This window comes from Shewanella sp. Arc9-LZ (genome assembly GCF_010092445.1).
Lineage (GTDB): Bacteria > Pseudomonadota > Gammaproteobacteria > Enterobacterales > Shewanellaceae > Shewanella.
In genome coordinates, this window is the sequence record NZ_CP048031.1 from 1,880,271 (window position 1) to 1,904,433 (window position 24,163).

Sequence of the window (24,163 nt, forward strand, 5' to 3'; positions counted from 1 at the left end):
CTCCCGATAGCTCTCTGTGGGGAATTTCATGTCTTACCAAGTACTCGCCCGCAAATGGCGTCCAGCTAAATTTGAACAAATGGTCGGCCAATCCCATGTATTAATGGCATTAACCAATGCACTGAGCCAACAACGCTTACATCATGCTTACCTGTTTACCGGTACGCGCGGCGTGGGCAAAACCAGTTTGGCACGTTTGTTTGCTAAAGGTCTTAATTGTGAAACAGGCGTTACTGCTACGCCGTGCGGTGAATGCTCTAGTTGTATTGAAATTGCCCAAGGTCGATTTGTCGATTTAATTGAAGTCGATGCTGCTTCGCGCACCAAAGTTGATGATACTCGTGAACTTCTCGACAATGTACAGTATCGCCCATCCCGTGGTCGTTTTAAGGTTTACTTAATCGATGAAGTCCACATGTTATCGCGTAGTAGTTTTAACGCACTCCTAAAGACCTTAGAAGAGCCTCCAGAGCACGTTAAGTTTTTATTAGCGACGACCGATCCGCACAAACTGCCGGTTACTGTGCTATCTCGTTGTTTACAGTTCAATTTGAAAAGTTTATCGCAGGACGAAATTAGCAAGCAACTTGAGTATGTTATCACTCAAGAAAAGTTACCATTTGAGTTACAAGCACTGAGTTTATTAGCCAAAGCGGCCAATGGCAGTATGCGTGATGCGCTCAGTTTAACGGATCAAGCGATAGCGTTTGGCAGTGGCCAAGTGATGCTTACACAAGTGCAAACCATGTTGGGCAGTATTGATGAGCAACATGTGCTCGCGTTATTGAAAGCCTTGTGTGATGCCGATGTTGGGCCATTAATGCAAACAGTGGCAAAAGTATTGGCATTTGGCGCAGATGCCGAAGAAGTATTGCGTAGCTTATTAGAATTATTACATCAAATCACCTTAACTCAATTTGCCCCAGCTGCTGCACAGCAATCGCTGTTTAGTGAGCAAATTTTGGCATTCGCGCAGCAATTAGCGCCTGAACAAGTACAGCTTTATTACCAAATGCTGCTTAACGGCCGTAAAGATTTACCCTTTGCTCCCGATCCTAAATCGGGCTTGGAAATGGCACTGCTTCGTGCGGTAGCCTTTACGCCCGAGAAACAAGTAAAACGTTGGGTAACAACGACACCGGCTAATATTGATTTAAGTGTTATTGATCACTCATCAACTTCAGCGCAAGAGGTCATTGAAACAGGCCCAAAGCCTGATGTTCTGCCTCAAACGCATAATGATTTAACGATAGCAGTACCCGCTATTCAGGCTGAAGAGTTGCCGACCCCCGAAGTTGAAGATATTGATGTTCTCGATGATATCGCTGTCGAGCCATCGTTGGTTGCTGAGCAAGCTTTATTGTTGGACCAAGCACAAAGCTTAGGGTTTAACTCATTGCCGCCCAAAAGTGTCGATGTGCAGTCTGACCAGCTTATTAATGATGATGTCGATAAAGCTGCCGAAGCTGATGTTGTTAGTGCAACTTCATCTGATGATGTTGTTCATAATGCTGATACTGAAGCAACTGTTGAATCCAATACTGAAAATTTGGCTAATGATATTACCGAGTCTGAAGAGGTTGCAGAGCAACCTACATTAGTGCCGAGTAAAGCAGACACCAATACAGTAGAAAATAGCCAATCGAGTGATAGTGCAGATAAGAGCTCACTTGATGCCTATTCCTTTATGGATTATGACGAAGCAGACGATCCGTCAATGGAATATCAACCCTCGGATCATGACGAATATGTTGCGTTTTCGGTTTCAAACGAGATAACTGAAGCTAACAATGTTACTGAAGCTTCGGAGTCGATGTCTGAACCGAAAACGGTTAATCATCTTGTTGACAATAACAGCGACTTGATGAGTGATAATGCTCGTCAAAACCTCACTAGCGCAGATGATAACTTAGACGACTTTTTAGATGAAGTGTTAGCCAGCCGAGATTCTCTCATTGCAGATGTTGGTGTATTACAGCAACAAGAAGAACTTGCCAAAAAAGAGTCTACAAAAACAATCAGTTCTAGAGTGAGCAAAGCGGCTGCGGCATCAACATCAACAACGGCCGCTAATGAGTCTTCTGATAAGTCAGAACAGGCTGAGTTTAGCGCACCTACAGCCAACGAAGCATCATCTGTAACGCTCAACGGAATAGACAAGTCTAAAGTTGTGGCCGATTATGATAGGCCTCCTTGGGTCGCGCCCAAAGAGGGTGAGATCGTTAATGCGTTTGCAGATATTAATCAAGAGACTAAACCAGCAGTTGAAGCAACATTTCAACCATCGAGTTCAGTCAGTCAGCAAGCTGGTCATCAACATCAAAAACCGGCCAGCGCACAAATAACCCGTTCACTGGCTGCTGATCCGCAAAACATTAATGCAGAGCCGGTGATTCAATCTAATGTGCTCGCCAAATTTGAACCACACAGCATTCAAGGCGATGAAGTTGATTTACATTGGTATAAAATAATGACTAATGTGTCAGTTGGCGGAAGGGTTAGGCAATTAGGGGTGAACTCCGTGTGCCCAACATTGTCAAACCCAATAGTATTGGTGTTAAAACCAGACCAGAAACATTTGTCTGCGCAAACTGCTATCGATCAATTACAAGTAGCGTTATCTGAGTACCTTGAGCGACCAACTGAAGTTGAGATACAGATTGGTGTGGTGCAAAAACGAGAAACACCACTTGAGTTACGTAAACGTTTTCATCGGGAGCTTATTGCGCAAGCGCAACAATCTATTTTGCTTGATGACAACGTTCAGTGGATGATCCAGCACTTATCGGCTCAGTTAGACAGTGACACGATTGAATATCCATCGGAGCAACTAGGGCAAATAGCGCAGGATATTGCACTCATCAGCGCTTCATAAGTACACAAATAGGGGGGTTTTACAGAAAATGAATATATCTTCATCTCAAAAATGTATCTGTAATATTGCCAATCGATTTTATTTCAGTAAGATTGTCGCCATTATGACGACTTGCTAACAACCTTAATTAGAGAGAGACGACTATGTTTGGTGGAAAAGGCGGTATGGGCAATTTAATGAAACAAGCCCAAATGATGCAAGACAAAATGGCTAAAGTGCAGGAAGAAATTGCACGCACAGAAATGACGGGTGAAGCGGGTGCTGGCTTGGTTAAAGTAACCATGACAGGTAACCACAATGTGCGTAAAGTTGAAATTGATCCAAGTTTGATGGAAGACGATAAAGAGATGCTAGAAGATCTTATCGCCGCAGCGTGTAATGACGCAGCCCGTCGTATAGAAGAAAATCAAAAGACTAAAATGGCCGAAGTGACTGGTGGTATGCAATTACCTCCTGGAATGAAAATGCCATTTTAATCATGTCGTTAATTAATAAAAAAGCTCAAGCATAATGCTTGAGCTTTTTTATTTACAGCGCTAAACCGCTTTCATCGCAGCTTGTTGGTCAATAATTACATAGCCTTGTGCTTGGTACTCATTAATGCATTGCTGAAATTTATTTTCAAGTTTAACTTTATCAAAAAAACCTAAGGCATAAGAATCACATTTCACTTTCATTTTTTGGTCATTTATCAATAGTGTTTCTTTTTTTAATTCAGCGAAACCTAATGAGTATGCGATTTCAACAAATTTGAGGTTAATAAAGTAACCTAATAAAACTGCAACAATAACAATGATGATTTTTTTCACAATAATGTCCTTAATATTATTCTATAAATCCATGAGTAACTCATCTAGTTATAGCAATTTATACGCCAAAATAAAAACTAAATATAATCAATAAGTTATTTGTTCTCTATTCTGTAACTTAGTTATTTTACTCATTAAGTTATGAGTTTGACCAATCTAAGCAATCTATTTAGTTAACCAACCTTGTGTCGGTTCATGCAGCCATATACTTTGCTATTACCCTTATGTAAAGCATTTAAATATTAACTCAAAGTAAAAAATATTTGACATTGATTGACATCAAACTATCATGAGGTGAGTTAAATATTTTTTACTTTGAGTTCGCTGGGGTTAACATGAGTAATAAACAAAAAGTACACCAATGGTTGCAAGAAACCAGCTTTCGCGAGCTAACGCTATCGATAGATTTTTTGGTAACAGGTTATATTTTCTATCTTTATTTGAGCCAGTTGTTTAATGCAACCCCAGAGCAACTTGCATCTATTGAATGGTTATCAAGTTTACTGCTTGAGATCATCATTTACTCAATTGTACTGATGGTTGTCAGTTATATTTTATTAGCGTTAATTAGCGACGATGAGTTATCACAACCGATGGATGTGAGAGAAAAACAAATCAGTTTAGTCGGTTATAAATATTCGGCTATCATTTTGCAAGTGGGCGTTGTATTTGCCATTTTTCAGTATAATATCGCCGCCCAAGATTTTGATTTTATGCAACAACGGACTGTGCCGTATTTACCACTGCATATTTTAATTGTGGCTTTTCTAACTGCTGAACTGGCACATTACGGTGTGCAATTGTATAAGGGGCGCACTGGTGATATTTATGGATAATCGGGATGATGTAAAAGTAGGGATTTCAAATACTATTCGTACGTTACGCTTTTTACATAACGAAATGACGCAGAAGCAACTGGCCGAACAAATTGGTGTGACGCGTCAAACGGTGATGGCAATAGAGTCAAATAAATACTCTCCAACACTTGAAGTGGCGTTTAAAATTGCAGAGGTGTTTAATTTACCGTTGGATAAGGTTTTTACTTATCGTTCAGGTAAGTAACCTAAACACGTGATAATAAAATCCCCTCAAACAGCCTTTTGTTACGTTATTTGCGTCCTGTCTAAGCTACTCTCACTTGATTACGGCCATTTTGTTTTGATTGATAGAGTGCTCTGTCTGCATTTTTAATCAGACACTGGTAGTCTTTACATTCAGATGTCATTCCAGCACCACCTACACTCACAGTGACACCAATGGGAAGTATATCTATCTCAGGCAGTACTAACTGAGTGTTTTCGATAATCGTTCTGAGTCGTTCAGCAAGTGTATAAGATGTGGAGACTTGGGTTAGAGGAAGGATGACGATAAACTCTTCACCACCATAACGAGCCACTATATCTGATTCTCTTAACGACATTTTAATGTTCTGGGCGATATTTTTCAAAACTAAGTCACCAATCTGATGGCCATACTTATCATTAATGTTTTTGAAATGGTCAATATCGATAAGGAAGATGGATAGTGGTTTAGAATAACTTTGCGCCCTTTGTGTTTCCTCTTTGAGGCGACGATCTAAGTATCGACGGTTAAAAATTCCTGTTAGTGAGTCGGTGATGTTTTCTTGTTTAAGGGCATGTATCTGCATAATGTCATTGGTGGTTTTGAGGGATAGGCTACACACAACAAATACAAAAATAGCTCCGCAAAAAAATATCACTGGCACTACTAAATCGAGTGGTTGAGAAAATGTAACCACGCAAAATTTAGCGTAAATGACATAACCTGTGATGAAAAACAGGATCAGCAGAATAAGAAATCCCCAACTGTGGCGCAATTCGCCGGTTGGAAGTCGGCTAAATATCGTCCATACCGGTTTGATAGCCATTGCAAGTATTAGCGCTCCGCAAATAACCAACCCACTAGCTAATAATGGTAAAGTATCTTGCATATTGGGCCCTTGTATAGGTGACACTTTAATTTGAAAACTCATATTTTTGGTGGTGTTTTAAATATTATCGTGAATGACCTCCTTAGGTCCTCACAGGCAATATTAAGTTCTGAATAGTAGAATATCAGATGGATTGAACAAAAAAAGTGATGGCTTTCAAAAGTTAATTAACGCCTTATTTGCGGTTGTGTCTAAAGTAACAAAGATGAGTCAATAGAGTATCTTTAAGCTGGTTTGCTTGGTTTGCTTGGTTTGCTTGGTTTGCTTGGTTTGCTTGGTTTGCTTGGTTTGCTTGGTTTGCTTGGTTTTAAATTGGTGTAGCGACACGTTGTTTCGTTATTAATCTGCTCCCGTAATCGCCGTAACTTTTTTGCTAAAAAGTAGTCGTTGAGCAATTCCCTTATCTATGATGGCTGTGGCCATAGAGTTACAGTATTCAATAAGAACACTGTTAATTCGTCGATTGTGGCTTCATTTATTGCAACAGAGGTTTTAATCTTTGCATTCAAACGCTGCACAGACAATAATCGCACTGCTTTGGTGTTTCCGCATATTGGCTTAGCCGATCACAAGACGGTTTCACCATGACATTACAATGAGTTTAGCTATTAAGGTATTGGCAATTTTATGAAATTTAGTCCTTTGGTCGATGAATTAATTCAATCTTTACGTGCGTTGCCTGGCGTCGGCCCTAAGTCTGCACAGCGTATGGCATTTCAATTACTTGAGCGTGAACGTAAAGTGGGCCTTAAGCTCGCAGATTCGTTGCAAAAAGCCATGTCTGAGGTGGGACATTGTCAAAGTTGTCGTACGTTTACCGAACAAGATTTATGCCCTATATGCAGTAGCCATCGTCGCATCAATACTGGGATCATTTGCGTGGTTGAAACGCCTGCTGATGTGCTTGCTATTGAAGCTGGTGGTCATTTTAATGGCCGTTATTTTGTGCTGTTAGGGCACTTGTCGCCGTTAGACGGTGTTGGTCCTGAAGAGTTGGGTTTAGCGTTACTTGAACGCCATTTAACATCAGATGACGTGAGCGAGCTTATTCTTGCTACCAATCCGACCGTTGAGGGTGATGCCACTGCACATTTTATTGCTGATATGGCCAGAAGACACAATGTGGTGATTAGTCGTATCGCACATGGCGTTCCCGTGGGTGGTGAGCTTGAATACGTTGATAGCACCACTTTAGCATTATCTTTTAATGGTCGTATTCCGCTGTAATAGCCCCGTAGCTGATTAGAAACCAAGATGCCAGCAAGTCAAAAATTAGATTTGTTGGCATTTTTTTATTCAATCTTGGATGAGTCATGAGGAATACAGGCTACAAAAATGTGTCATATTGAGCCGATTTGGTCTTATCTGATGATTTATTATTCAACAAGGCGGTGTTGCCCCTTGAAAATATTGTAACGTCCCCCATCTCTTGGTTAACACAGAATTTTAGGCGAGTGGATTTTTCGACTCGTGATTGTTTAAACGTAACACCAAGGGAAATACTCATGTCACAACAAGAAACTCATGGCTTTCAAACCGAAGTAAAACAACTTCTGCAATTGATGATCCACTCTCTGTATTCGAATAAAGAGATTTTCTTACGTGAGCTAGTCTCAAACGCGGCCGATGCAGCAGATAAGCTTCGCTATTTAGCATTAACTGACGATACCTTATATGAAGGTAACGGTGATTTACGCGTTCGTGTAAGTGCGAATAAAGAAAAGGGCACAGTCACCATTTCAGATAATGGTATTGGTATGACCCGCGATAGCGTCATCGAACATTTAGGGACTATCGCCAAGTCTGGCACTAAAGAATTTTTTAATAATCTTTCAGGCGAAGCGTCAAAAGATTCACAATTAATTGGTCAGTTTGGTGTGGGTTTTTATTCGGCCTTTATCGTGGCGAAAAAAGTTACTGTACGCACTCGCGCTGCCGGCCATGCTGCTAACGAAGGTGTCTTGTGGGAATCTGAAGGCGAAGGTTCATTCAATGTAGAAAGTATCACTAAAAATGAACGTGGTACTGAAATTGTGCTGCATTTACGTGACGAAGAAACTGAATTTGCAGACGATTACCGTTTACGCTCAATTATCACTAAGTACTCTGATCATATCTCTGTTCCAGTACAAATGTGGAATGAAGGTACACCTGAGTCAGACGGCCCTGATGGAGAGAAAGTCGCGGCAACGGAAGGTGAGTGGAAAGTGATGAACAAAGCGACAGCGCTTTGGACTCGTAATAAGTCAGACATCACGGAAGAAGAATACCAAGAATTTTACAAGCACATTTCTCACGATTACAGCGACGCATTAAAATGGTCTCACAATCGTGTTGAAGGTAAGCAAGAATACACCAGTTTACTGTACATCCCAGCTAAAGCGCCTTGGGATATGTGGAACCGCGACCATAAGCATGGCTTGAAATTGTTTGTTCAACGTGTATTTATTATGGATGAAGCGGAACAGTTTTTACCTACATACTTACGCTTTGTACGTGGATTAATCGATTCAAATGATTTGCCATTAAACGTATCTCGCGAAATTTTACAAGATAATCAAGTAACAACAGCAATGCGCGTGGGTATCACCAAACGTGTGTTAGGCATGCTTGAAAAACTGGCTAAAGATGAGCCAGAACAGTATCAGTCTTTCTGGGCTGAATTTGGGCAAGTATTAAAAGAAGGCCCTGCAGAAGACTTTGCTAATAAAGAACGCATTGCAGGTTTATTGCGTTTTGCTTCTACTCATGACAACTCTGCCGCAACAACAGTGTCATTAGAGGCCTATATTGAGCGCATGAAAGCCGGTCAAGACAAAATATATTATATCGTTGCTGACAGTCATGAAGCTGCTGCTAATAGTCCTCATCTTGAGTTACTGCGTAAAAAAGGCATCGAAGTATTGTTATTGTCTGAGCGTATCGATGAGTGGTTAGTTAATCACTTAACTGAGTTCAAAGACAAGAAGTTGCATTCAGTGACACGTGGTGATTTAGAGTTAGGTGAACTTGAAGATGCAGCTGATAAAGAAGCGCATGACAAAGTAGCCGAAGAGTCTAAAGGTTTAATTGAGCGTGTTAAAGCTGCGTTAGCAGACAGCGTTTCTGAGGTTCGTGTTACTTCTCGTCTAACTGATACTCCTGCGTGTGTGGTAGCGGGCGAAGGCGAAATGTCGACGCAAATGATTAAACTGATGCAAGCTGCTGGTCAGCCTGTGCCAGAGTCTAAGCCAACATTTGAGATTAACCCAACGCATCCTTTGGTTGAGCATTTGAATAACGAAACTGACGAGCAATTGTTTGCTGATTGGGCTAACTTGTTATTACAACAGGCATTGTTATCCGAGAAAGGCAGTTTGGCTGACCCTTCAGCGTTTATTAAACTGACCAATCAAATGTTATTGGCGAGTGTAAAGTAAACTCGATTTAAGCAGTAAAAGCGGACAATAAGTCCGCTTTTGTTTTTGTCATTCTGCGGAGGCAATATGGACTACCTCATTAATCTTACTAAAGATAATATTCAACAAGTTGTTGATACCTCAATGCAAAAAATGGTGGTATTAGCATTTTGGGCGCAACAACAGCCCGAAAGTGTACAAATGTTGCAGACGCTGGAGCATCTTGCCAATAGCCAAGGTGGGCGATTTATTCTCGCTAAAGTGGATTGTGAAACTGAGTTAGAAATTGCGAATTACTTCCAAATTCAGAACGTACCGACCACATTGATTTTAGATAAAGGTAGACCCATTGATGGTTTTTCTGGGGCGCAAAGCCAAGAACAAATTAGTGATTTGCTCGACAAACATTTACCGCCAATGTGGATACAAGAGTTTGATGATGTTAAGCAGCAATTAGCCCAAGGTGAGTTATCGCCAGAAGATTTAGCTAAAATTTCTGACCAGTTAAAAACAATTTTTATCGATTCACAACAAGCACCTGAAGTTGCATTGGTGATGACTGATGTGGCTTTACAGCAAGGTTTACTCGCAGAAGCCAAAGGGCTACTTGCCCGTATAGGTTTAGCGGATCAAGACAGTTACTATCATAATTTAGTGGCTAAATTAGCGTTAGCGGAAGATGCGGCAGATACTCCAGAAATTCGTCAGCTGCAACAAAATGTCGCAGAGCAACCTGATAATCTAGACGCAGTTGTTATATTAGCCAAAGCATTAAATGTTGCTCAACGTAACGAAGAAGCCCTTGAATTATTGTTTGTTATTTTACAAAAAGATATGAGTGCTGCTGATGGCAAAGTTAAACAAGTCTTCATGGAAATTCTAACCGCGATAGGTCAGGGCAATACGTTAGCCAATCAATATCGCCGTAAATTGTATACCTTGTTGTATTAAACAAATTGAAGCTGTTTTGTTACAACCCTTATTAGATCTTGGTCTAATGTCATAACAAAAGCGCTATTAAAAGTGCGGCAGATGTGCGAAAATCGCCGCCCTAAAAAGAACACAAACTTAAAAGAGGACTTTTGAGATGCGCATTATTTTATTGGGTGCCCCAGGTGCCGGTAAAGGTACCCAAGCTCAGTTCATTATGGAACAGTATGGTATCCCACAGATCTCAACTGGTGATATGTTACGTGCCGCGGTTAAAGCTGGTACGCCATTAGGTTTAGAAGCTAAGAAAGTAATGGATGCAGGTCAATTAGTTTCAGACGATCTTATCATTGGGTTAGTGAAAGAGCGTATTGCTCAAGAAGATTGCGTAAAAGGCTTCTTACTTGACGGTTTCCCTCGCACAATTCCTCAAGCTGATGCTATGGCTGAAAATGGTATTGAGATTGATCATGTTATCGAAATCGATGTGCCTGATGAAGAAATCGTTAAGCGTATGAGCGGACGTCGTGTTCATTCTGGTTCTGGTCGTGTTTACCACGTGGTGTTCAATCCACCGAAAGTGGAAGGTAAAGACGATGTCACTGGCGAAGATTTATCTATCCGCCCAGATGACGAAGAAAGTACCGTACGCAAGCGTCTAAGCATTTACCATGAGCAAACTAAGCCATTAGTTGATTATTATGGCAAAGTTGCTGCTGCCGGTAAGACTCAGTACAACAAGTATGATGGTACTCAATCTGTCGCTAAAGTGAGTGAGCAACTAGCCAGCGTATTAAAATAATCGCTGATTAGCTCCGCCATTAAAAGCCTGCTTTGCAGGCTTTTTTTATGCCTAAAGAATAACCTAACCGTTGCTGTATATTAGTGGGAATACTTTTCACTAATATTGAATCACTGATATTGAATCACTCATATAGAATCAATGTTTATTTAACCTCCGCTCGAGATTGTAAACACGATTATCAAATTCTAATGCCACCATTGCATCGGCTCGCTATTGAAGTCTTCATGCGCCTTGATAGTCATACAATGGCAAGTTTCACATGACTGTTGAACAGTCCTTTTACTCGATTTACCCAATCTATCAGCCCAAACTTAAGTTATTCAATACAGCACTATTGAGGCTAATGTGTGATTGAACGGACTAATATTGTCCAGTTGATTTAGCCAGAGGCAATATATCGGCGTAGGTCAAAAACTAATAAAATAAGACTGATGACCTCAACGGAACATATTTAGGCCGTGAATGTGATAAAAGTGATATAGGATTGACGCTTACCTATGATAAAATCTGCCGCCATTTTCGCGGATGACGACTCATATAAAATTGAATGAGTGTCAGTGGTAATTAATTTCACACTTGCACGGACGCCAAGCTATGAGAGCCCAATATGAAGTTTCCTGGTCAACGTAAGTCCAAACACTATTTCCCTGTAAACAGTCGTGATCCGTTATTGGCTCAACTTACGCAGCAGCCTCAACCTTTTTCTACTTACATTTGCGGTATCGATCAAACCTTGGTTGATATCGAGGCTAAAGTAGAAGACGAGTTACTTGAGCGATATGGCTTACCTAAAGGCAACTCTACTCTCATTAATGATGAGCAAGCCCATAATTTGTACCATGAACTTAAATCCAATGAGATGATCAGCGATGAATTTGCCGGTGGCACTATTGGTAACACCGTCCATAATTATTCGATTTTAGCCGATGACCGCTCAGTGCTTTTTGGGGTTATGAGCCAACATATTATGGTGGGTAGCTATGCATATCGCTATTTATGTAACACTTCCTCAAAGGTTGATCTTAACTTTTTACAACCTGTCGATGGTCCTATCGGTCGCTGCTTTACGTTAATTTCCGATTGTGGTGAACGCACGTTTGCTATCAGTAAAGGCGCGATGGATAAGCTAACACCTGAGTATATCGATAAAGAGGTGATACAAGGCAGTTCGGCGTTAGTATTAACGGCATACCTGATGCGAGCAAGCGAAGGTGATGGCATTACTGATGCGGCAATGACGGCCATTAATTACGCTAAAGAAGCCGATGTACCAGTGGTGTTAACCTTAGGGACACGTTTTTTAATTCAAGAAGATCCGCAATGGTGGCAAAATTTTATTAATGAGCATGTCACTATTTTAGCCATGAATGAAGACGAAGGTGAAGCGTTAACGGGTTTTAAAGACCCGTTGCTTGCCAGTGAAATGGCGCTAGATTGGTGTGACATGGTGCTAACCACGGCGGGTGCGATAGGGCTTTATACTGCGGGTTATACTGAAGATGCTGAAAAGCGTGAAACCAGCCATACCTTATTACCGGGCGCCATTCCTGAATTTAACCGTTATGAGTTTTCTCGCCCTAAATTACAAGTGGATTGCGATACGCCCATAAAAGTGTACGCTCACATTGCCCCTTACATGGGTGGACCTGAATTAATTCGTAATACCAATGGTGCTGGTGATGGAGCTTTGTCTGCGTTGCTTCATGATTTATCAGCCAATACGTTCCATAAAACCAATGTGCCTGGTTCGAGTAAACATAAACGAGATGGTTTATGTTATTCGTCGTTTTCACAAGTGTGTAAATACGCTAATCGCGTTGCATACGAGGTGTTAGCGCAGCATAGTCCACGTTTATCTCGTGGTTTACCAGAGCGAGAAGACAGTCTAGAAGAGTCATATTGGGAACGATGATTGGTCATCGATAAAAATAAAACGATAATGATGCATCATTATCGTTTTTTTTTGTGTAGATTTTTATAGAATAGGCACCGAAAGTCAGAATATTAATAAGCAATCAGGAGCGTCACGTGAAAGGACAAATCTTAAGAGAGATGCATGTACTTAAGGCTATTGAGCCTGAGTTTGAGATCCAACGCAGAATTGCTTTTATTAAGGCAAAATTATCAGATGCTCACAGCAAAACTTTAGTCTTGGGGATCAGTGGCGGTGTTGATTCATCACTTGCTGGACGTTTATGCCAACTGGCAGTGAATAGCCTTAATCAAGAAAAAACCAGTGACGAGTATCAGTTTATTGCAGTGCGCTTACCTTACCATGTCCAGCAAGATGAAGCTGAAGCTCAGCTAGCCTGTCAGTTTATTCAGCCTTCAAAACAGGTGACCGTGAATGTTCATGATGGTGTTGTTGGCATCCATAATGCCACTATAGTGGGTCTCACCGCCGCGGGTTTAGCATCAACAGATGCTGCTAAGACTGACTTTCTCAAGGGTAATGTTAAAGCCCGAATGCGCATGATAGTCCAATATGATATCGCAGGTGCTATGGGCGGCCTTGTTGTGGGCACTGATCATAGTGCGGAAAATATTACTGGTTTCTATACCAAATGGGGCGATGGGGCTTGCGATTTAGCGCCGTTATTTGGCTTAAATAAACGTCAAGTACGTCAATTAGCAGCCCATTTAGGCGCGCCAGAGATATTGGTCAAAAAGGCCCCTACGGCGGACTTAGAAGACAATAAGCCTCAACTTGAAGATGAGGTCGCTTTAGGGCTGACCTATGATCAAATTGATGACTTCTTAGAAGGTAAAGATGTTGCTAAGTCTGTGGAAGATAAATTGGTGAGTATCTATAAACGTACCCAACATAAACGTGAGCCTATTCCGACGATTTACGATTAATATCTTACACTTTGCTTAAGGTGATGTGTTGTCGGGTGAGTTCTATTAGCGCATTAGCATATTGTCGATAATCTAAATATGGCGTCAGTAACACCGTGTGCTGGTGCTGTATTTTCTGCTTTTCATCTAGTGATGTATACTGCCGAGGATCGGATATTCCCATACGTTGCTGGGCTTCTTTACCACATAAAATATGCCAAAATTCAGGAAGAAATACTACCTCGTCGTGATGTTCAATATTGGGGTTAACAATACGTAATTGGCAATGCAAGCGTGATGGAGTGTTGATGTGTTTTCCGGTTTGTGGATTATGATGTTCATTAAATAATTGGTCACGGATCTGTTTCCAATTAATCCCTTTATTAGCATTAATATCGTGCTCTAAACAGCAAATCTTCGCCATTATGGTGACAATTTTCCGCCAGTGATTACCATTTAATGTGACCAGTTGTGTGATTGCATCGGGATGCGTGGCTTGCCAGTGCGCGGGTAGCTCTGGAGGAGTAGGTAAATAAAAAATGATATCGGGATTCATCGGTCCCCATATATGGCTATATAAACCTGATGACATATTATTTCCAGTATTGTTATGAATAGTAAGTGCCTGACAGTTCAGCAGTAAATGTTACGCTAAATTTTTGTTTGTATTCGGTATCTATTTTTTAAGGTAATTATGCGTGCAATTGTGATTGGATCGACAAAACATTTTTTATTTGCCGCATTTTATGGTGCTTTAGGTATTGGGTTAGCGTTAATTATTACTGCTGTTTGGATGCTTAATGCGCGGCCTAATTTATCATTATGGCACACGACACACCTAACCTCTGAATACCATCAACAGTCTGGTTTAACTGATTTTAGCCAATATTTACAATTAGAAGATAAACTTTTTGCTGAAGTAGAACAGCAAGTTTACCGTCAATATCAACCTGAAATAGCATCCCCAATTAATCGTTATGAGCGTAATAGCCTGTCTGATCCTGGGTTATGGCAACAAAATTGGAATCGTTCTTTCGAATGGAAAAATCCCCAGGCTGAGTTTGGCCTTTTATTGCTGCACGGTATGTCCGACTCACCTTATGTGATGTCGCATTTTGCGCAGCATTATCAGCACCAGGCTTATGTTTTAGGGTTGCGCTTGCCAGGGCACGGTACCATTCCTTCTGGATTAACCGACATTACTTGGCCTGATCTTGCTGGGGCTGTATCACTAGCTGTTGCCCGCTTGTCTGCCCAATTACCCGGTAAACCCATTTATGTGGTCGGTTTTTCGACAGGAGCTGCTTTAGCGTTAAACCATGAACTTGAGAATATCAGTTTAGATAAGCCTACAAGCTTTGCCGGTATGGTCATGTTATCACCAGCCATTGGTCTTGCTCCCATTGCAGCAGGCGCTTATTGGCAAGCTAAACTGGGTAAATTACTCGGCCAAGATAAACTGTATTGGAACAGCATTCAAACGGAATATGATCCCTTTAAATATCGGTCTTTTGCTGTTAATGCTGGCGATGTTGTATATCAGTTAACTCAGCGTAACCAGACCTTATTAGCGTCATTATCGCCGCAACAGTTTGATGCTATTCCTGCAATACTAACGTTTCAGTCAGTTGTTGATGATACGGTCTCTTCACTTGCTGTGGTTGATTTGCTATATCAAAAATTGCCGCTAAACAAAGGCCATCAATTGGTGCTCTTTGATGTCAATAGGACGAAGAGTAACAACCAATTACTGTTTCAAGATCCACTGGCGACTTTTGCTCCATTTTGGCTACCAAAGCAATTACCTTACCGTTTAAGTTTGGTTGAAAATGATCCGCAACGGGATAATCATGTTCAAGTCAGGGAGCTAGCTGATAAATCGATAACCAATGATGTGTTAGCGTTAAGTTTAACTTGGCCTAATGATGTGTATTCTTTATCTCATGTGGCGTTAAGTTTTCCGATTGAAGATACCCTTTACGGGCCTCTACCAGGCATTGATTCGGATAAAATCCAAATAGGCAGAGCAATTTATCAAGGTGAACGAGGCATTTTCAGTGTGACTGCTGATGACATGTTACGTCAGAAATGGAATCCATTTTATCCTTACATGATGACTCGAATTGATGAGTTTACTCAAGGGTATCAACCTGAGTCACCATTAGGCAATAAACCGCTAAATATTAGTCATTAATGATGTTAATGATTGTTCGATTACGTCCCTGTTGTTTTGCTTGGTAGAGATTATCATCAGCGACTTTAATCCACTTATCGAGTTCAGCTTCATAATCAGCACTGGCCGTAATAGCACCAATACTGACCGTCACGTTGAATGACTGTTTATCTTCGGGTGAGGTGATTTCTAATTGCGACAGTGCTTCTCTAAAGCCATTGAGATGGTGTTCAATATGTAAGGTATTGGACAAAGGCAGAATAAGCAAAAATTCTTCTCCGCCGTAACGGGCCACAATATCAATGTCGCGTTTAAAGTATTTCTGCAATAAATGCGACACGTTCCGCAAGCACTCATCTCCAGCTAAATGGCCATAATTGTCATTTACTTTTTTGAAGAAATCTAAATCAAGCAATACAACAGTAATGGCCTGATCGCTTCGCAAACAAAAATCCACTAACTCACCAAATTTACGTTCAGCATAACGGCGATTATATAAGCCAGTTAACGGATCTCTATCAACCAGCTCGGTGAGTTTTTTGTTGGCCTTTTCTAATTCCGCGGTACGATTAGCCACAGTCTCTTCTAACTCGACTTGATGCGCGATGAGTTGTTGCTTACTGGCTGCTAATCGTTGATACAGGTTGAATACTTCTCTGGGTGAACTATCGTCAATTGCCGAGGTTTTTTCTGGACTTGAATATGACTGACTGAATTGATTGGCGACAGCTTCTAATGGCACCGTTAACAACGCGCTGAGCTTTTTTGAAATATAGAAGGTACCCAATAATGCAATCAACAGCATGATAAAACTACTGAACATTTGTTCTTCAGCGAGTTTTAGTAGCGGCGAAAATTCTTTTAAAATATACACTGTCCAACCATTATCGAGCTCCCGGTGAGCATACATATATTCAGGCACAATTGAGGTAGTATTGTGAATATTGATTAACTCAAGATTGGCACGATACACTCCTTTATTTATTGCAAAATTAAATTGTGAAAGTGGTTTTAAACCGAGTTTTTTGGAAGCATAAATAATTTGATTTTGTTCATCAACCATCACTACAGATTCATCTTCGGTATATTCATTAACTTGATCAATATGTGAAAAATGAGTTAAATCAAGCGAACCTTCTACTATTCCTGCTACTTGTGTGCGTTGCTCATCGAGATAAAAGGGAGCGCTCATGGCAATAATCGCGTCATTACCAAAACCGCGGCCTAGAAAGGCAGATGATACGAATAGGCGTTGGTTATAGAATGACTCAATAAAATAATCTCTATCGTTAATGTTGATACTTTGTTCTGGTAATTGCTGTGTTAATAGTCTTGATACTGGGCTGGCTGCCACAATATTGGCTGCCGGATTGGCGATCAACATACTGATAAAACCGGGATAGTTTTGATGTGAACTTGATAAAATGCCTTGCCATTGCTCTGGTTTATCGGCAACTAAATCTAATTGACTTGCTGTATTTTGGATCACGGTTTGATGGTTTTTGATATAATTTTGTGCAGAGGTCGATAGGTGGGCGACCGCTTCCGTCATGTTTTGTTTTAACATGACTTGTTGACGTTCTAAAAAATAAAAATTAAAGATTAACGCTGAAAACAATAATGTTAACGTCACCATTAAGGTGAAGAAATAAGTCAGTTGCGCGCTTAATTGTCTACGGTTGCGGTCTTTAACTTTGTCTTTTAAAAACCATAACTTTGGAATAGCTAAAATAAGTAATGATGCAATACTGGTATATATCAGTCCGTTGATGCCTTGCTTTGAAATAATAAAGCCTAAGTGAGATGGCGGTATATCCATCAATAGAACCACATATAAATACACCATTGGTGCACCTATAAATAACCAATAAGCGGCATCGGCATATAAGGCATAGATATCACGGCGTCTGGCATAGCCTAAAAATAATGCTTCAAGCCCAAAAAATAAGTAAACATGCGGGCTATCCCATATCAACATTAATCCTGTTGATGCCATCATTGCGGTCAAAAATGCATACCAAGGCCCTAATAAAACAGCAGCAATGACAGTCACCGTGTTACCTAATACAAATTGCACGTTAGCAAAAAATTGTATCGGGTAACAATTGATGAACAATCCTATTACTCCCAAGATAATCGAGAATAAAAGGTGTTGTTGATTAATGCGAGGCAATGTCAAAAAAATATCCTTATTATTTGTATTCTAAAAAGATTTATTCCTATCTAAGCATTTATCTCAGGAAATAGAACAGATTTCAACGCAAACGAAGTTTTTTTTACTCACAAATATTCCTTTTTATCTTTTGTGATGCAGATCTCAATCTTTTAATGGCGAAATCTTGTTCGACCTTGGTCTAATTAAATTGAAAAACAAGAAGTTCATTTCAATTCATTATTTCTCAATCATCTGATTTATATGCATTTTAATATTTTACGTTAACGTTTGTTAATCAAGTACGACTAAGGTCTTGATTGTGATGGCCCCCTGAATTGCTAAATTAACAATGGCTTTACAAAAAATAACTTAGGGGAGTCGCAATGAGTTTCGAAAATAACGATAAGGCAGCGGGTTACTGGCGTGAGAATTTACGTTTAGTACTTAGCTTGCTTGCAATTTGGGCTGCAGTGTCATTTGGCTGCGGTATTCTATTAGTAGATGTGTTAAACGAAATTACCTTTATGGGATTCAAACTGGGTTTCTGGTTTGCGCAGCAGGGTGCAATGTATGTATTCGTGGCGCTGATTTTTGTTTATGTGGCGAAAGCTAATACATTAGACAAAAAATACAATGTTCAGGAAGACTAAGGGGCACTAAGATGGATGTTCAAACACTAACATATTTAATTGTCGGCGCGACTTTTGCGCTGTACATCGGGATCGCCATTTGGACTCGTGCTGGTTCAACTAAAGAGTTTTATGTTGCAGGTGGTGGTGTTCACCCTGTTCTAAATGGTATGGCAACTGCAGCCGACTGGATGTCAGCAGCATCGTTTATTTCATTAGCCGGTATTGTATCTTTTACTGGTTATGATGGCTCAGTTTATCTAATGGGTTGGACCGGCGGTTATGTGCTATTAGCATTATGTATGGCGCCTTATTTACGTAAATTTGGTAAATTTACGGTTCCGGACTTTATTGGTGATCGCTACTACTCTCAGACGGCACGTACTGTCGCTGTTATTTGTGCCATCTTTATTTGTTTTACCTACATTGCAGGCCAAATGCGTGGTGTTGGCGTAGTGTTCTCTCGTTTCTTAGAAGTTGACGTAGAAACAGGGGTGTACATTGGTATGGCAGTCGTATTCTTTTATGCTGTATTAGGTGGCATGAAAGGGATTACTTACACACAGGTAGCACAATACTGCGTTCTTATTTTTGCCTTTATGGTTCCTGCTATCTTTATCTCAGTAATGATGACAGGTCACATATTACCGCAAATTGGTTTTGGCGCTGAGATGATTGATGCCGCAGGTAATGGTACGGGGGTGTATTTACTCGATAAGCTCGATGGATTATCGGCAGAACTCGGGTTCTCCCAATATACCGAAGGCTCCAAGTCGATGATAGATGTGTTCTTTATTACCGGTGCATTAATGTTTGGTACAGCAGGCTTACCGCATGTGATTGTACGTTTCTTTACTGTTCCTAAAGTAAAAGACGCGCGTATTTCTGCGGGCTGGGCTTTAGTATTTATCGCTATTATGTACACCACTATTCCTGCATTGTCTGCTTTCTCTCGCGTTAATATGATTGAAACCATCAATGGACCAGAATCAACTGGCGTGCCTTATGAAACTGCGCCAACTTGGATTAAAAACTGGGAAAAAACGGGTTTAATTACATGGGACGATAAGAACAACGATGGCAAGATTTTTTACACCAATGGTGAAAAAAATGAGATGAACATTGACCGCGATATTATGGTTCTTGCCACGCCTGAAATTGCCAATCTTCCAGCATGGGTTATTGCATTAGTTGCCGCGGGTGGTTTAGCTGCAGCATTATCTACCTCTGCGGGTTTATTACTGGTAATTTCAACCTCTGTGTCGCACGATTTACTCAAGAAAAATCTAATGCCGGATATTTCGGATCAGAAAGAGTTAATGTATGCACGGATAGCTGCTGGTTTCGGGGTTGTTATGGCGGGTTACTTTGGTATTAATCCTCCTGGATTCGTAGCCGCGGTGGTGGCCATTGCATTTGGTCTCGCAGCAGCCTCGTTATTCCCTGCTATTATCATGGGGATTTTCTCTAGAACCATGAATAAAGAAGGTGCTATTTCAGGTATGGTGATCGGGCTATTATTTACTGCTAGTTATATTGCCTACTTCAAGTTTATTAATCCTGCATCGAATACATCTGAAAACTGGTTATTTGGTATTTCACCAGAAGGTATTGGTATGGTGGGAATGATGGTTAACTTTGGTGTCGCTTTTGCTGTCAGTAAAGTTACTGCTAAAATTCCTGACGAAATAGTCGCAATGGTTGAGTCTATTCGTTTCCCTAAAGGGTCAGGCGAAGCACACGATCATTAAACTGCTGTAATCAACACTGTTTAAAAAGAGCGCTTAGGCGCTCTTTTTGTTGGGCTTTAGTCCTATAGCAGATAAGCGAAACGCTTTGTTATAGTGATATTGTTCGCCCATGCACAATAGGGAAATGATTAATGGATGCCAGTGAGTTACAACCCGTAGAGCAGTTTTTAGCAGCACATTCGCCTTTCGACACGCTACCTAAAGATAGTATTCAATATTGTGCGAGAAAGATTAGCGTCGGTTATTACAGTAAAGCGTCTGCCTTTGTTGAGTTCGATAAAGACAATCCGAAATTGTACATTGTGCGCAGCGGTGCATTTGAAGTGCGCGATCCTGAAGGTGTATTGGTTGACCGTGTTGGCGAAGGAGAATGTTTTGGTTTTTCCACCTTATTATCGGGTGAAAAGGTCATTAATAAAGTGGCCATTTTAGAAGATGGTTTGGTTTATCATTTACCACAATCAGTCTTTGCCCAATTACGTTCTGAACATCGCAGCTTTGATCAATTTTTTGCTCGTGCTTTTGCTAAACGCTTACGCAATGAAACTAAATTTACCGCTAAAGACTTGACCACGACTAGCCGTATTACTTCAATTATGTCATCTCAGCCCATTATCATCGACGCTCATGCCAGTGTTATGGATGCGGCTAAATTAATGCGTGAACACCGGGTCTCATCGGTGCTCGTTATCGATAATCAAAAATTAACCGGTATTTTGACCGATCGAGATTTACGTAATCGAATTATCGCAGAAGGCTTAGATGTCAATACGCTGGTGAGTCAAGCCATGACCATCAATCCCGTGACAACTCATGTCAACGCGCTAGTATTCGAAGCAATGTTGGCGATGAGTGAACATAATATTCACCACTTACCTGTGGTTGATGGAAGCCGTGCGTTAGGGATGATCACTAGTACTGATATTTTGCGTTCGCAAAGCTCACAACCTCTACTGCTTATTGGCGAAATAGGACGGCAAGCGAATATAGAGAAACTTATTCAAGTGAGTAAGCAAATCCCGCTACTATTACAAAATTTAATCAGTGCCGATGCTAGAGCTGAAGAGATAGGTAGAGTATTAACCTCGGTAACTGATGCATTAACGCGTCGGCTGATTGAATTGAATCAACAGATTTTAGGTCAGGCACCAATGGCGTTTTGTTGGTTGGCTTTTGGTTCCCAAGGCAGGCAAGATCAGGTTGCTTGTTCTGACCAAGATAATGGCTTATTGCTGGCACATGAACCCGATGAATTTGCTGGTGCTTATTTTGAAGCATTAACAAAAGCGGTATGTAAGGGCTTAGATGAATGTGGTTATATTTATTGCCCTGGTGACATTATGGCGCAAAATCCCAAATGGCGCTTGTCACTGGTGAAGTGGAAGGGGCTTTTCTCTAGATGGGTAAACACGCCGGAACCAAAAGCTTTAATGCATGCCAGTATATTTTTCGACATGCGCCCAGTGTTTGGGCCATTGAGTTTATTCAGTGAACTGCAAGATGATGTTTTAGCCGCTACACAAAATAACGATATTTTCCTTGCCGGAATGGCGGGGAACTCGTTAACTGAATCACCGCCATTGGGCTTTTTTAGGAAGTTTGTCCTTGAGCGTGATGGTAGTGAAGTGAAAGGTATGGATTTAAAGCATAAGGGCAGTGCATTAATTAATGACATTGCCAGAGTATATGCGTTAAGTGCAGGTATCAAAGAGGTTAATACTGCTAAGCGGATCAGAGCGTTAATGGACGCTAATATTATTAATCGTAAAGATGCACTTAATTTGGCGGATGCCCATGAGTTCATTGCGCACATGCGTCTAGCTAATCAAGGTTACCAAGCCACCAATAATTTACCAGTGAACAATTATCTTAAACCACAACATCTTTCTTCATTAATGCGTCATCAGCTTCGTGATGCATTTAAAGTGGTGCACGATGCACAAGCAGGAATAAAGCTTAAGTTCATGAGGAGTTTCTAGTGGTCAATTTTTGGTGGGTAAAAACGGTGTTGTGGCGTAAAAAAATGACCACTTTACCGTCGCCATTAAATACATATTTAGAAGCAATCACGCCGGCATTAACAACACTATTTCTAGATGCTCCATTGATGGCGATTGATCTTGAAATGACGGGCTTAGATCCAATCCATGATCAAGTCATCAGTATCGGTTTGGTACCAATTATCAACGGTGTCATTCCGCTTGAAAAAGCACAACATATGATGATATCCATTAGTGGCAGTGTGGGTCATAGCGCGACGGTTCACGGTATTGTCGATAATCAATTGCATATGGCGTTAACGTTAGCCGAGGCAATTGATTGGTTTTTATCACAAACAAAGGGTTATATTTTAGTGGCGCACCATGCACCATTAGACATACAGTTTATTCAGCAGCAGTTGATACGCTGTTTTGGTCAATCAATTCCGTTGGTATTTATCGATACGTTGGCCATAGAAAAAAAACGTTGTTTAATGCAACAATCGGTATTGAAAGAAGGCTCGTTACGCTTGAATGCAAGCCGTGAACGTTACCGTTTACCCGTTTATTCTGCTCACAATGCGCTTATTGATGCATTATCTTGTGCAGAGTTATTGTTGGCTCAAGTGGCAGCGATGGGAGATATTAAAAAGTTGTCGGTTAAAGACTTAATTAATGTATTTCGCTAGAAAAGAAAAGCCAGTCATCGAGACTGGCTTTTCTATTAAACGCACAATACTGCTTATTCTGCGTTTTTAGCTTTATTGAAAAAATAATCAACCGCAGGTTTAATCAATTCAAGTGCGGTTTTATCGCAAGGCGGTAATGCTGCATCACTGGTGTTAATTGGCGTGGTGCGTTCGCCCCATTTTAGCAGTAAGGCAGCCGAGGTTAATCCAGCACCAAACGCGCAAGATAGAATCGTTTGATTGGCTTCAATTCTACCTTGAGATAACGCATCACAAATCGCAATCGGGATAGTGGCAGCCGATGTATTGCCATAATCAGCGATATTGACGAAAGCTTTTTCTTTTGGAATTTTCATTCGGCTTACTAAAGTATCAATAATACGTTCGTTTGCCTGATGCGGAATAACAAAGTCGACATCATCGATGTTGATACCACATTTGTCTAATACCTTATTACTTAAACTTCCCATGCCATGAATCGCACGTTTAAACACATCTTGACCATTGATATGAATGTAAAAATCCAATGAGTCATTGTCAAATCTATCCATCTGGGTGCCAAAGTTAGACTTTAAAATATCGCGACCTTCAGGATCGTTATTTAATTCATAACCTAATACGCCACCAGGTTGGTCACTGGCTTCTAGCACAACAGCACCAGCACCATCACCAAATAACACAGCGGTTTCACGTCGAGACCAATCAAGGTAAAAAGATAAACGTTCAGCGCCAATAATGAGAATTTTCTTACTTTGGCCGCTTTTTATCATTGAGCTAGCTAAGCCAACGCCATACAAAAATCCACTGCAAGCAGCGTTAATATCAAATGCACCGCAGGTAGCGCCAATATTGGCCTGTACCGTAGACGCAATATTTGGGATCAAGGTATCAGGGCTGGCGGTGGCTAGAATAATTAAATCTAATTCACTGCCATCAATCCCTGCAGCGGCAAGTGCATGCTTAGCTGCAACCGACGCCATTTCAGAAGTATTGACGTGACTGATGTTACGCTTACTAATACCAGTACGTGTTTTAATCCATTCATCCGTCGTTTCCATGAATGTGGCTAAATCTTCATTGGTCAATGTTGCGGGCGGAACTGACTTCCCCCAACCGGTAATGTGTGCATACTGCATAAGAAGTTCTCTCAATACGTTTCAATAGTTAATTGAATTTATATA

Annotated in this window: 20 protein-coding genes; 15 read left to right on the plus strand and 5 right to left on the minus strand. The window is 40.8% G+C overall.

What is annotated here, in order from left to right; all coding sequences use genetic code 11:
* Nucleotides 1-28: 28 nt before the first annotated feature.
* Nucleotides 29-2,875, plus strand: a complete 2,847-nt coding sequence (gene dnaX / locus GUY17_RS08030; protein WP_162022811.1) for a DNA polymerase III subunit gamma/tau — start codon at nucleotides 29-31, stop codon at nucleotides 2,873-2,875.
* 143 nt (nucleotides 2,876-3,018) lie between these two features.
* Nucleotides 3,019-3,351: a YbaB/EbfC family nucleoid-associated protein gene (locus GUY17_RS08035; protein ID WP_011637860.1), complete on the plus strand. Its 333-nt coding sequence runs from the start codon at nucleotides 3,019-3,021 to the stop codon at nucleotides 3,349-3,351.
* 60 nt (nucleotides 3,352-3,411) lie between these two features.
* Here the strand turns inward: GUY17_RS08035 and GUY17_RS08040 are convergent, their stop codons facing one another.
* Nucleotides 3,412-3,684, minus strand: coding sequence for a hypothetical protein (locus GUY17_RS08040; protein WP_162022812.1), 273 nt, complete (start codon nucleotides 3,682-3,684; stop codon nucleotides 3,412-3,414).
* Between the two features lie 335 nt (nucleotides 3,685-4,019).
* Here GUY17_RS08040 and GUY17_RS08045 point away from each other — a divergent pair, with 335 nt between their 5' ends.
* Together GUY17_RS08045 and GUY17_RS08050 are read left to right on the plus strand one after the other, a co-directional pair.
* On the plus strand, nucleotides 4,020-4,520 hold the full coding sequence (locus GUY17_RS08045) for a hypothetical protein (protein WP_059746794.1): 501 nt from the start codon (nucleotides 4,020-4,022) through the stop codon (nucleotides 4,518-4,520).
* Entirely contained in the window at nucleotides 4,513-4,746 is a 234-nt protein-coding gene (locus GUY17_RS08050) for a helix-turn-helix transcriptional regulator (protein ID WP_101088159.1), read from the plus strand. The genes GUY17_RS08045 and GUY17_RS08050 overlap by 8 nt, the downstream gene beginning before the upstream one ends.
* 61 nt (nucleotides 4,747-4,807) lie before the next feature.
* Here the strand turns inward: GUY17_RS08050 and GUY17_RS08055 are convergent, their stop codons facing one another.
* Complete coding sequence (locus GUY17_RS08055) at nucleotides 4,808-5,635, minus strand: GGDEF domain-containing protein (RefSeq protein ID WP_162022813.1); 828 nt, start codon at nucleotides 5,633-5,635, stop codon at nucleotides 4,808-4,810.
* A gap of 627 nt (nucleotides 5,636-6,262) precedes the next feature.
* Between GUY17_RS08055 and recR the strand changes: the two genes are divergently transcribed.
* The 6 genes from recR (at nucleotide 6,263) to nadE (ending at nucleotide 13,627) form a co-directional block, all read left to right on the plus strand.
* The gene (recR, locus tag GUY17_RS08060) at nucleotides 6,263-6,862 is read left to right on the plus strand and encodes a recombination mediator RecR (RefSeq protein ID WP_101088163.1); all 600 of its coding nucleotides are present in this window, start codon (nucleotides 6,263-6,265) and stop codon (nucleotides 6,860-6,862) included.
* Nucleotides 6,863-7,140: 278 nt separating this feature from the next.
* The gene (htpG, locus tag GUY17_RS08065) at nucleotides 7,141-9,054 is read left to right on the plus strand and encodes a molecular chaperone HtpG (RefSeq protein WP_101088165.1); all 1,914 of its coding nucleotides are present in this window, start codon (nucleotides 7,141-7,143) and stop codon (nucleotides 9,052-9,054) included.
* A 66-nt stretch (nucleotides 9,055-9,120) separates the two neighbouring features.
* The gene (locus tag GUY17_RS08070; protein WP_162022814.1) at nucleotides 9,121-9,984 is read left to right on the plus strand and encodes a tetratricopeptide repeat protein; all 864 of its coding nucleotides are present in this window, start codon (nucleotides 9,121-9,123) and stop codon (nucleotides 9,982-9,984) included.
* Between the two features lie 136 nt (nucleotides 9,985-10,120).
* Nucleotides 10,121-10,765, plus strand: coding sequence for an adenylate kinase (gene adk, locus GUY17_RS08075; RefSeq protein WP_101088169.1), 645 nt, complete (start codon nucleotides 10,121-10,123; stop codon nucleotides 10,763-10,765).
* Nucleotides 10,766-11,375: 610 nt separating this feature from the next.
* The gene (locus GUY17_RS08080) at nucleotides 11,376-12,680 is read left to right on the plus strand and encodes an inosine/guanosine kinase (protein WP_101088171.1); all 1,305 of its coding nucleotides are present in this window, start codon (nucleotides 11,376-11,378) and stop codon (nucleotides 12,678-12,680) included.
* A gap of 116 nt (nucleotides 12,681-12,796) precedes the next feature.
* Nucleotides 12,797-13,627 (plus strand): ammonia-dependent NAD(+) synthetase, encoded by an 831-nt coding sequence (gene nadE / locus GUY17_RS08085; RefSeq protein ID WP_101088172.1) that lies wholly within the window; start codon nucleotides 12,797-12,799, stop codon nucleotides 13,625-13,627.
* Between the two features lie 4 nt (nucleotides 13,628-13,631).
* Here nadE and GUY17_RS08090 read toward each other — a convergent pair whose 3' ends face one another.
* A complete protein-coding gene (locus GUY17_RS08090; protein ID WP_254439886.1) occupies nucleotides 13,632-14,198 on the minus strand; it encodes a hypothetical protein in 567 nt (188 codons plus the stop codon).
* Nucleotides 14,199-14,300: 102 nt separating this feature from the next.
* On the opposite strand from GUY17_RS08090, the gene GUY17_RS08095 reads away from it, so the two are divergent.
* A complete protein-coding gene (locus GUY17_RS08095) occupies nucleotides 14,301-15,800 on the plus strand; it encodes a carboxylesterase (protein ID WP_162022815.1) in 1,500 nt (499 codons plus the stop codon).
* Here the strand turns inward: GUY17_RS08095 and GUY17_RS08100 are convergent.
* Nucleotides 15,790-17,958 (minus strand): diguanylate cyclase, encoded by a 2,169-nt coding sequence (locus tag GUY17_RS08100; protein WP_368039261.1) that lies wholly within the window; start codon nucleotides 17,956-17,958, stop codon nucleotides 15,790-15,792. The two genes, GUY17_RS08095 and GUY17_RS08100, sit on opposite strands and share 11 nt — an antisense overlap.
* Before the next feature lie 359 nt (nucleotides 17,959-18,317).
* Here GUY17_RS08100 and GUY17_RS08105 point away from each other — a divergent pair, with 359 nt between their 5' ends.
* The 4 genes from GUY17_RS08105 to GUY17_RS08120 all read left to right on the plus strand — a co-directional run bounded on the left by GUY17_RS08105 (nucleotide 18,318) and on the right by GUY17_RS08120 (nucleotide 22,982).
* A complete protein-coding gene (locus tag GUY17_RS08105; protein WP_011637017.1) occupies nucleotides 18,318-18,584 on the plus strand; it encodes a DUF4212 domain-containing protein in 267 nt (88 codons plus the stop codon).
* Between the two features lie 11 nt (nucleotides 18,585-18,595).
* On the plus strand, nucleotides 18,596-20,314 hold the full coding sequence (locus GUY17_RS08110) for a sodium:solute symporter family protein (RefSeq protein WP_101088178.1): 1,719 nt from the start codon (nucleotides 18,596-18,598) through the stop codon (nucleotides 20,312-20,314).
* 131 nt (nucleotides 20,315-20,445) lie between these two features.
* Complete coding sequence (locus tag GUY17_RS08115) at nucleotides 20,446-22,293, plus strand: DUF294 nucleotidyltransferase-like domain-containing protein (RefSeq protein WP_162022816.1); 1,848 nt, start codon at nucleotides 20,446-20,448, stop codon at nucleotides 22,291-22,293.
* Complete coding sequence (locus GUY17_RS08120) at nucleotides 22,293-22,982, plus strand: exonuclease domain-containing protein (protein ID WP_101088182.1); 690 nt, start codon at nucleotides 22,293-22,295, stop codon at nucleotides 22,980-22,982. Before GUY17_RS08115 ends, GUY17_RS08120 begins: the two co-directional genes overlap by 1 nt.
* Before the next feature lie 53 nt (nucleotides 22,983-23,035).
* Here the strand turns inward: GUY17_RS08120 and GUY17_RS08125 are convergent, their stop codons facing one another.
* Nucleotides 23,036-24,118: a ketoacyl-ACP synthase III gene (locus GUY17_RS08125; protein ID WP_101088184.1), complete on the minus strand. Its 1,083-nt coding sequence runs from the start codon at nucleotides 24,116-24,118 to the stop codon at nucleotides 23,036-23,038.
* Nucleotides 24,119-24,163: the final 45 nt, after the last annotated feature.

Bases quoted from the DNA above. Each gene is read 5' to 3' on its own strand.
- dnaX (WP_162022811.1), top strand. From the start codon at position 29: ATGTCTTACCAAGTACTCGCCCGCAAATGGCGTCCAGCTAAATTTGAA.
- GUY17_RS08035 (WP_011637860.1), top strand. From the start codon at position 3,019: ATGTTTGGTGGAAAAGGCGGTATGGGCAATTTAATGAAACAAGCCCAA.
- GUY17_RS08045 (WP_059746794.1), top strand. From the start codon at position 4,020: ATGAGTAATAAACAAAAAGTACACCAATGGTTGCAAGAAACCAGCTTT.
- GUY17_RS08050 (WP_101088159.1), top strand. From the start codon at position 4,513: ATGGATAATCGGGATGATGTAAAAGTAGGGATTTCAAATACTATTCGT.
- GUY17_RS08055 (WP_162022813.1), bottom strand. From the start codon at position 5,635: ATGCAAGATACTTTACCATTATTAGCTAGTGGGTTGGTTATTTGCGGA.
- recR (WP_101088163.1), top strand. From the start codon at position 6,263: ATGAAATTTAGTCCTTTGGTCGATGAATTAATTCAATCTTTACGTGCG.
- htpG (WP_101088165.1), top strand. From the start codon at position 7,141: ATGTCACAACAAGAAACTCATGGCTTTCAAACCGAAGTAAAACAACTT.
- GUY17_RS08070 (WP_162022814.1), top strand. From the start codon at position 9,121: ATGGACTACCTCATTAATCTTACTAAAGATAATATTCAACAAGTTGTT.
- adk (WP_101088169.1), top strand. From the start codon at position 10,121: ATGCGCATTATTTTATTGGGTGCCCCAGGTGCCGGTAAAGGTACCCAA.
- GUY17_RS08080 (WP_101088171.1), top strand. From the start codon at position 11,376: ATGAAGTTTCCTGGTCAACGTAAGTCCAAACACTATTTCCCTGTAAAC.
- GUY17_RS08090 (WP_254439886.1), bottom strand. From the start codon at position 14,198: ATGTCATCAGGTTTATATAGCCATATATGGGGACCGATGAATCCCGAT.
- GUY17_RS08095 (WP_162022815.1), top strand. From the start codon at position 14,301: ATGCGTGCAATTGTGATTGGATCGACAAAACATTTTTTATTTGCCGCA.
- GUY17_RS08105 (WP_011637017.1), top strand. From the start codon at position 18,318: ATGAGTTTCGAAAATAACGATAAGGCAGCGGGTTACTGGCGTGAGAAT.
- GUY17_RS08110 (WP_101088178.1), top strand. From the start codon at position 18,596: ATGGATGTTCAAACACTAACATATTTAATTGTCGGCGCGACTTTTGCG.
- GUY17_RS08115 (WP_162022816.1), top strand. From the start codon at position 20,446: ATGGATGCCAGTGAGTTACAACCCGTAGAGCAGTTTTTAGCAGCACAT.
- GUY17_RS08125 (WP_101088184.1), bottom strand. From the start codon at position 24,118: ATGCAGTATGCACACATTACCGGTTGGGGGAAGTCAGTTCCGCCCGCA.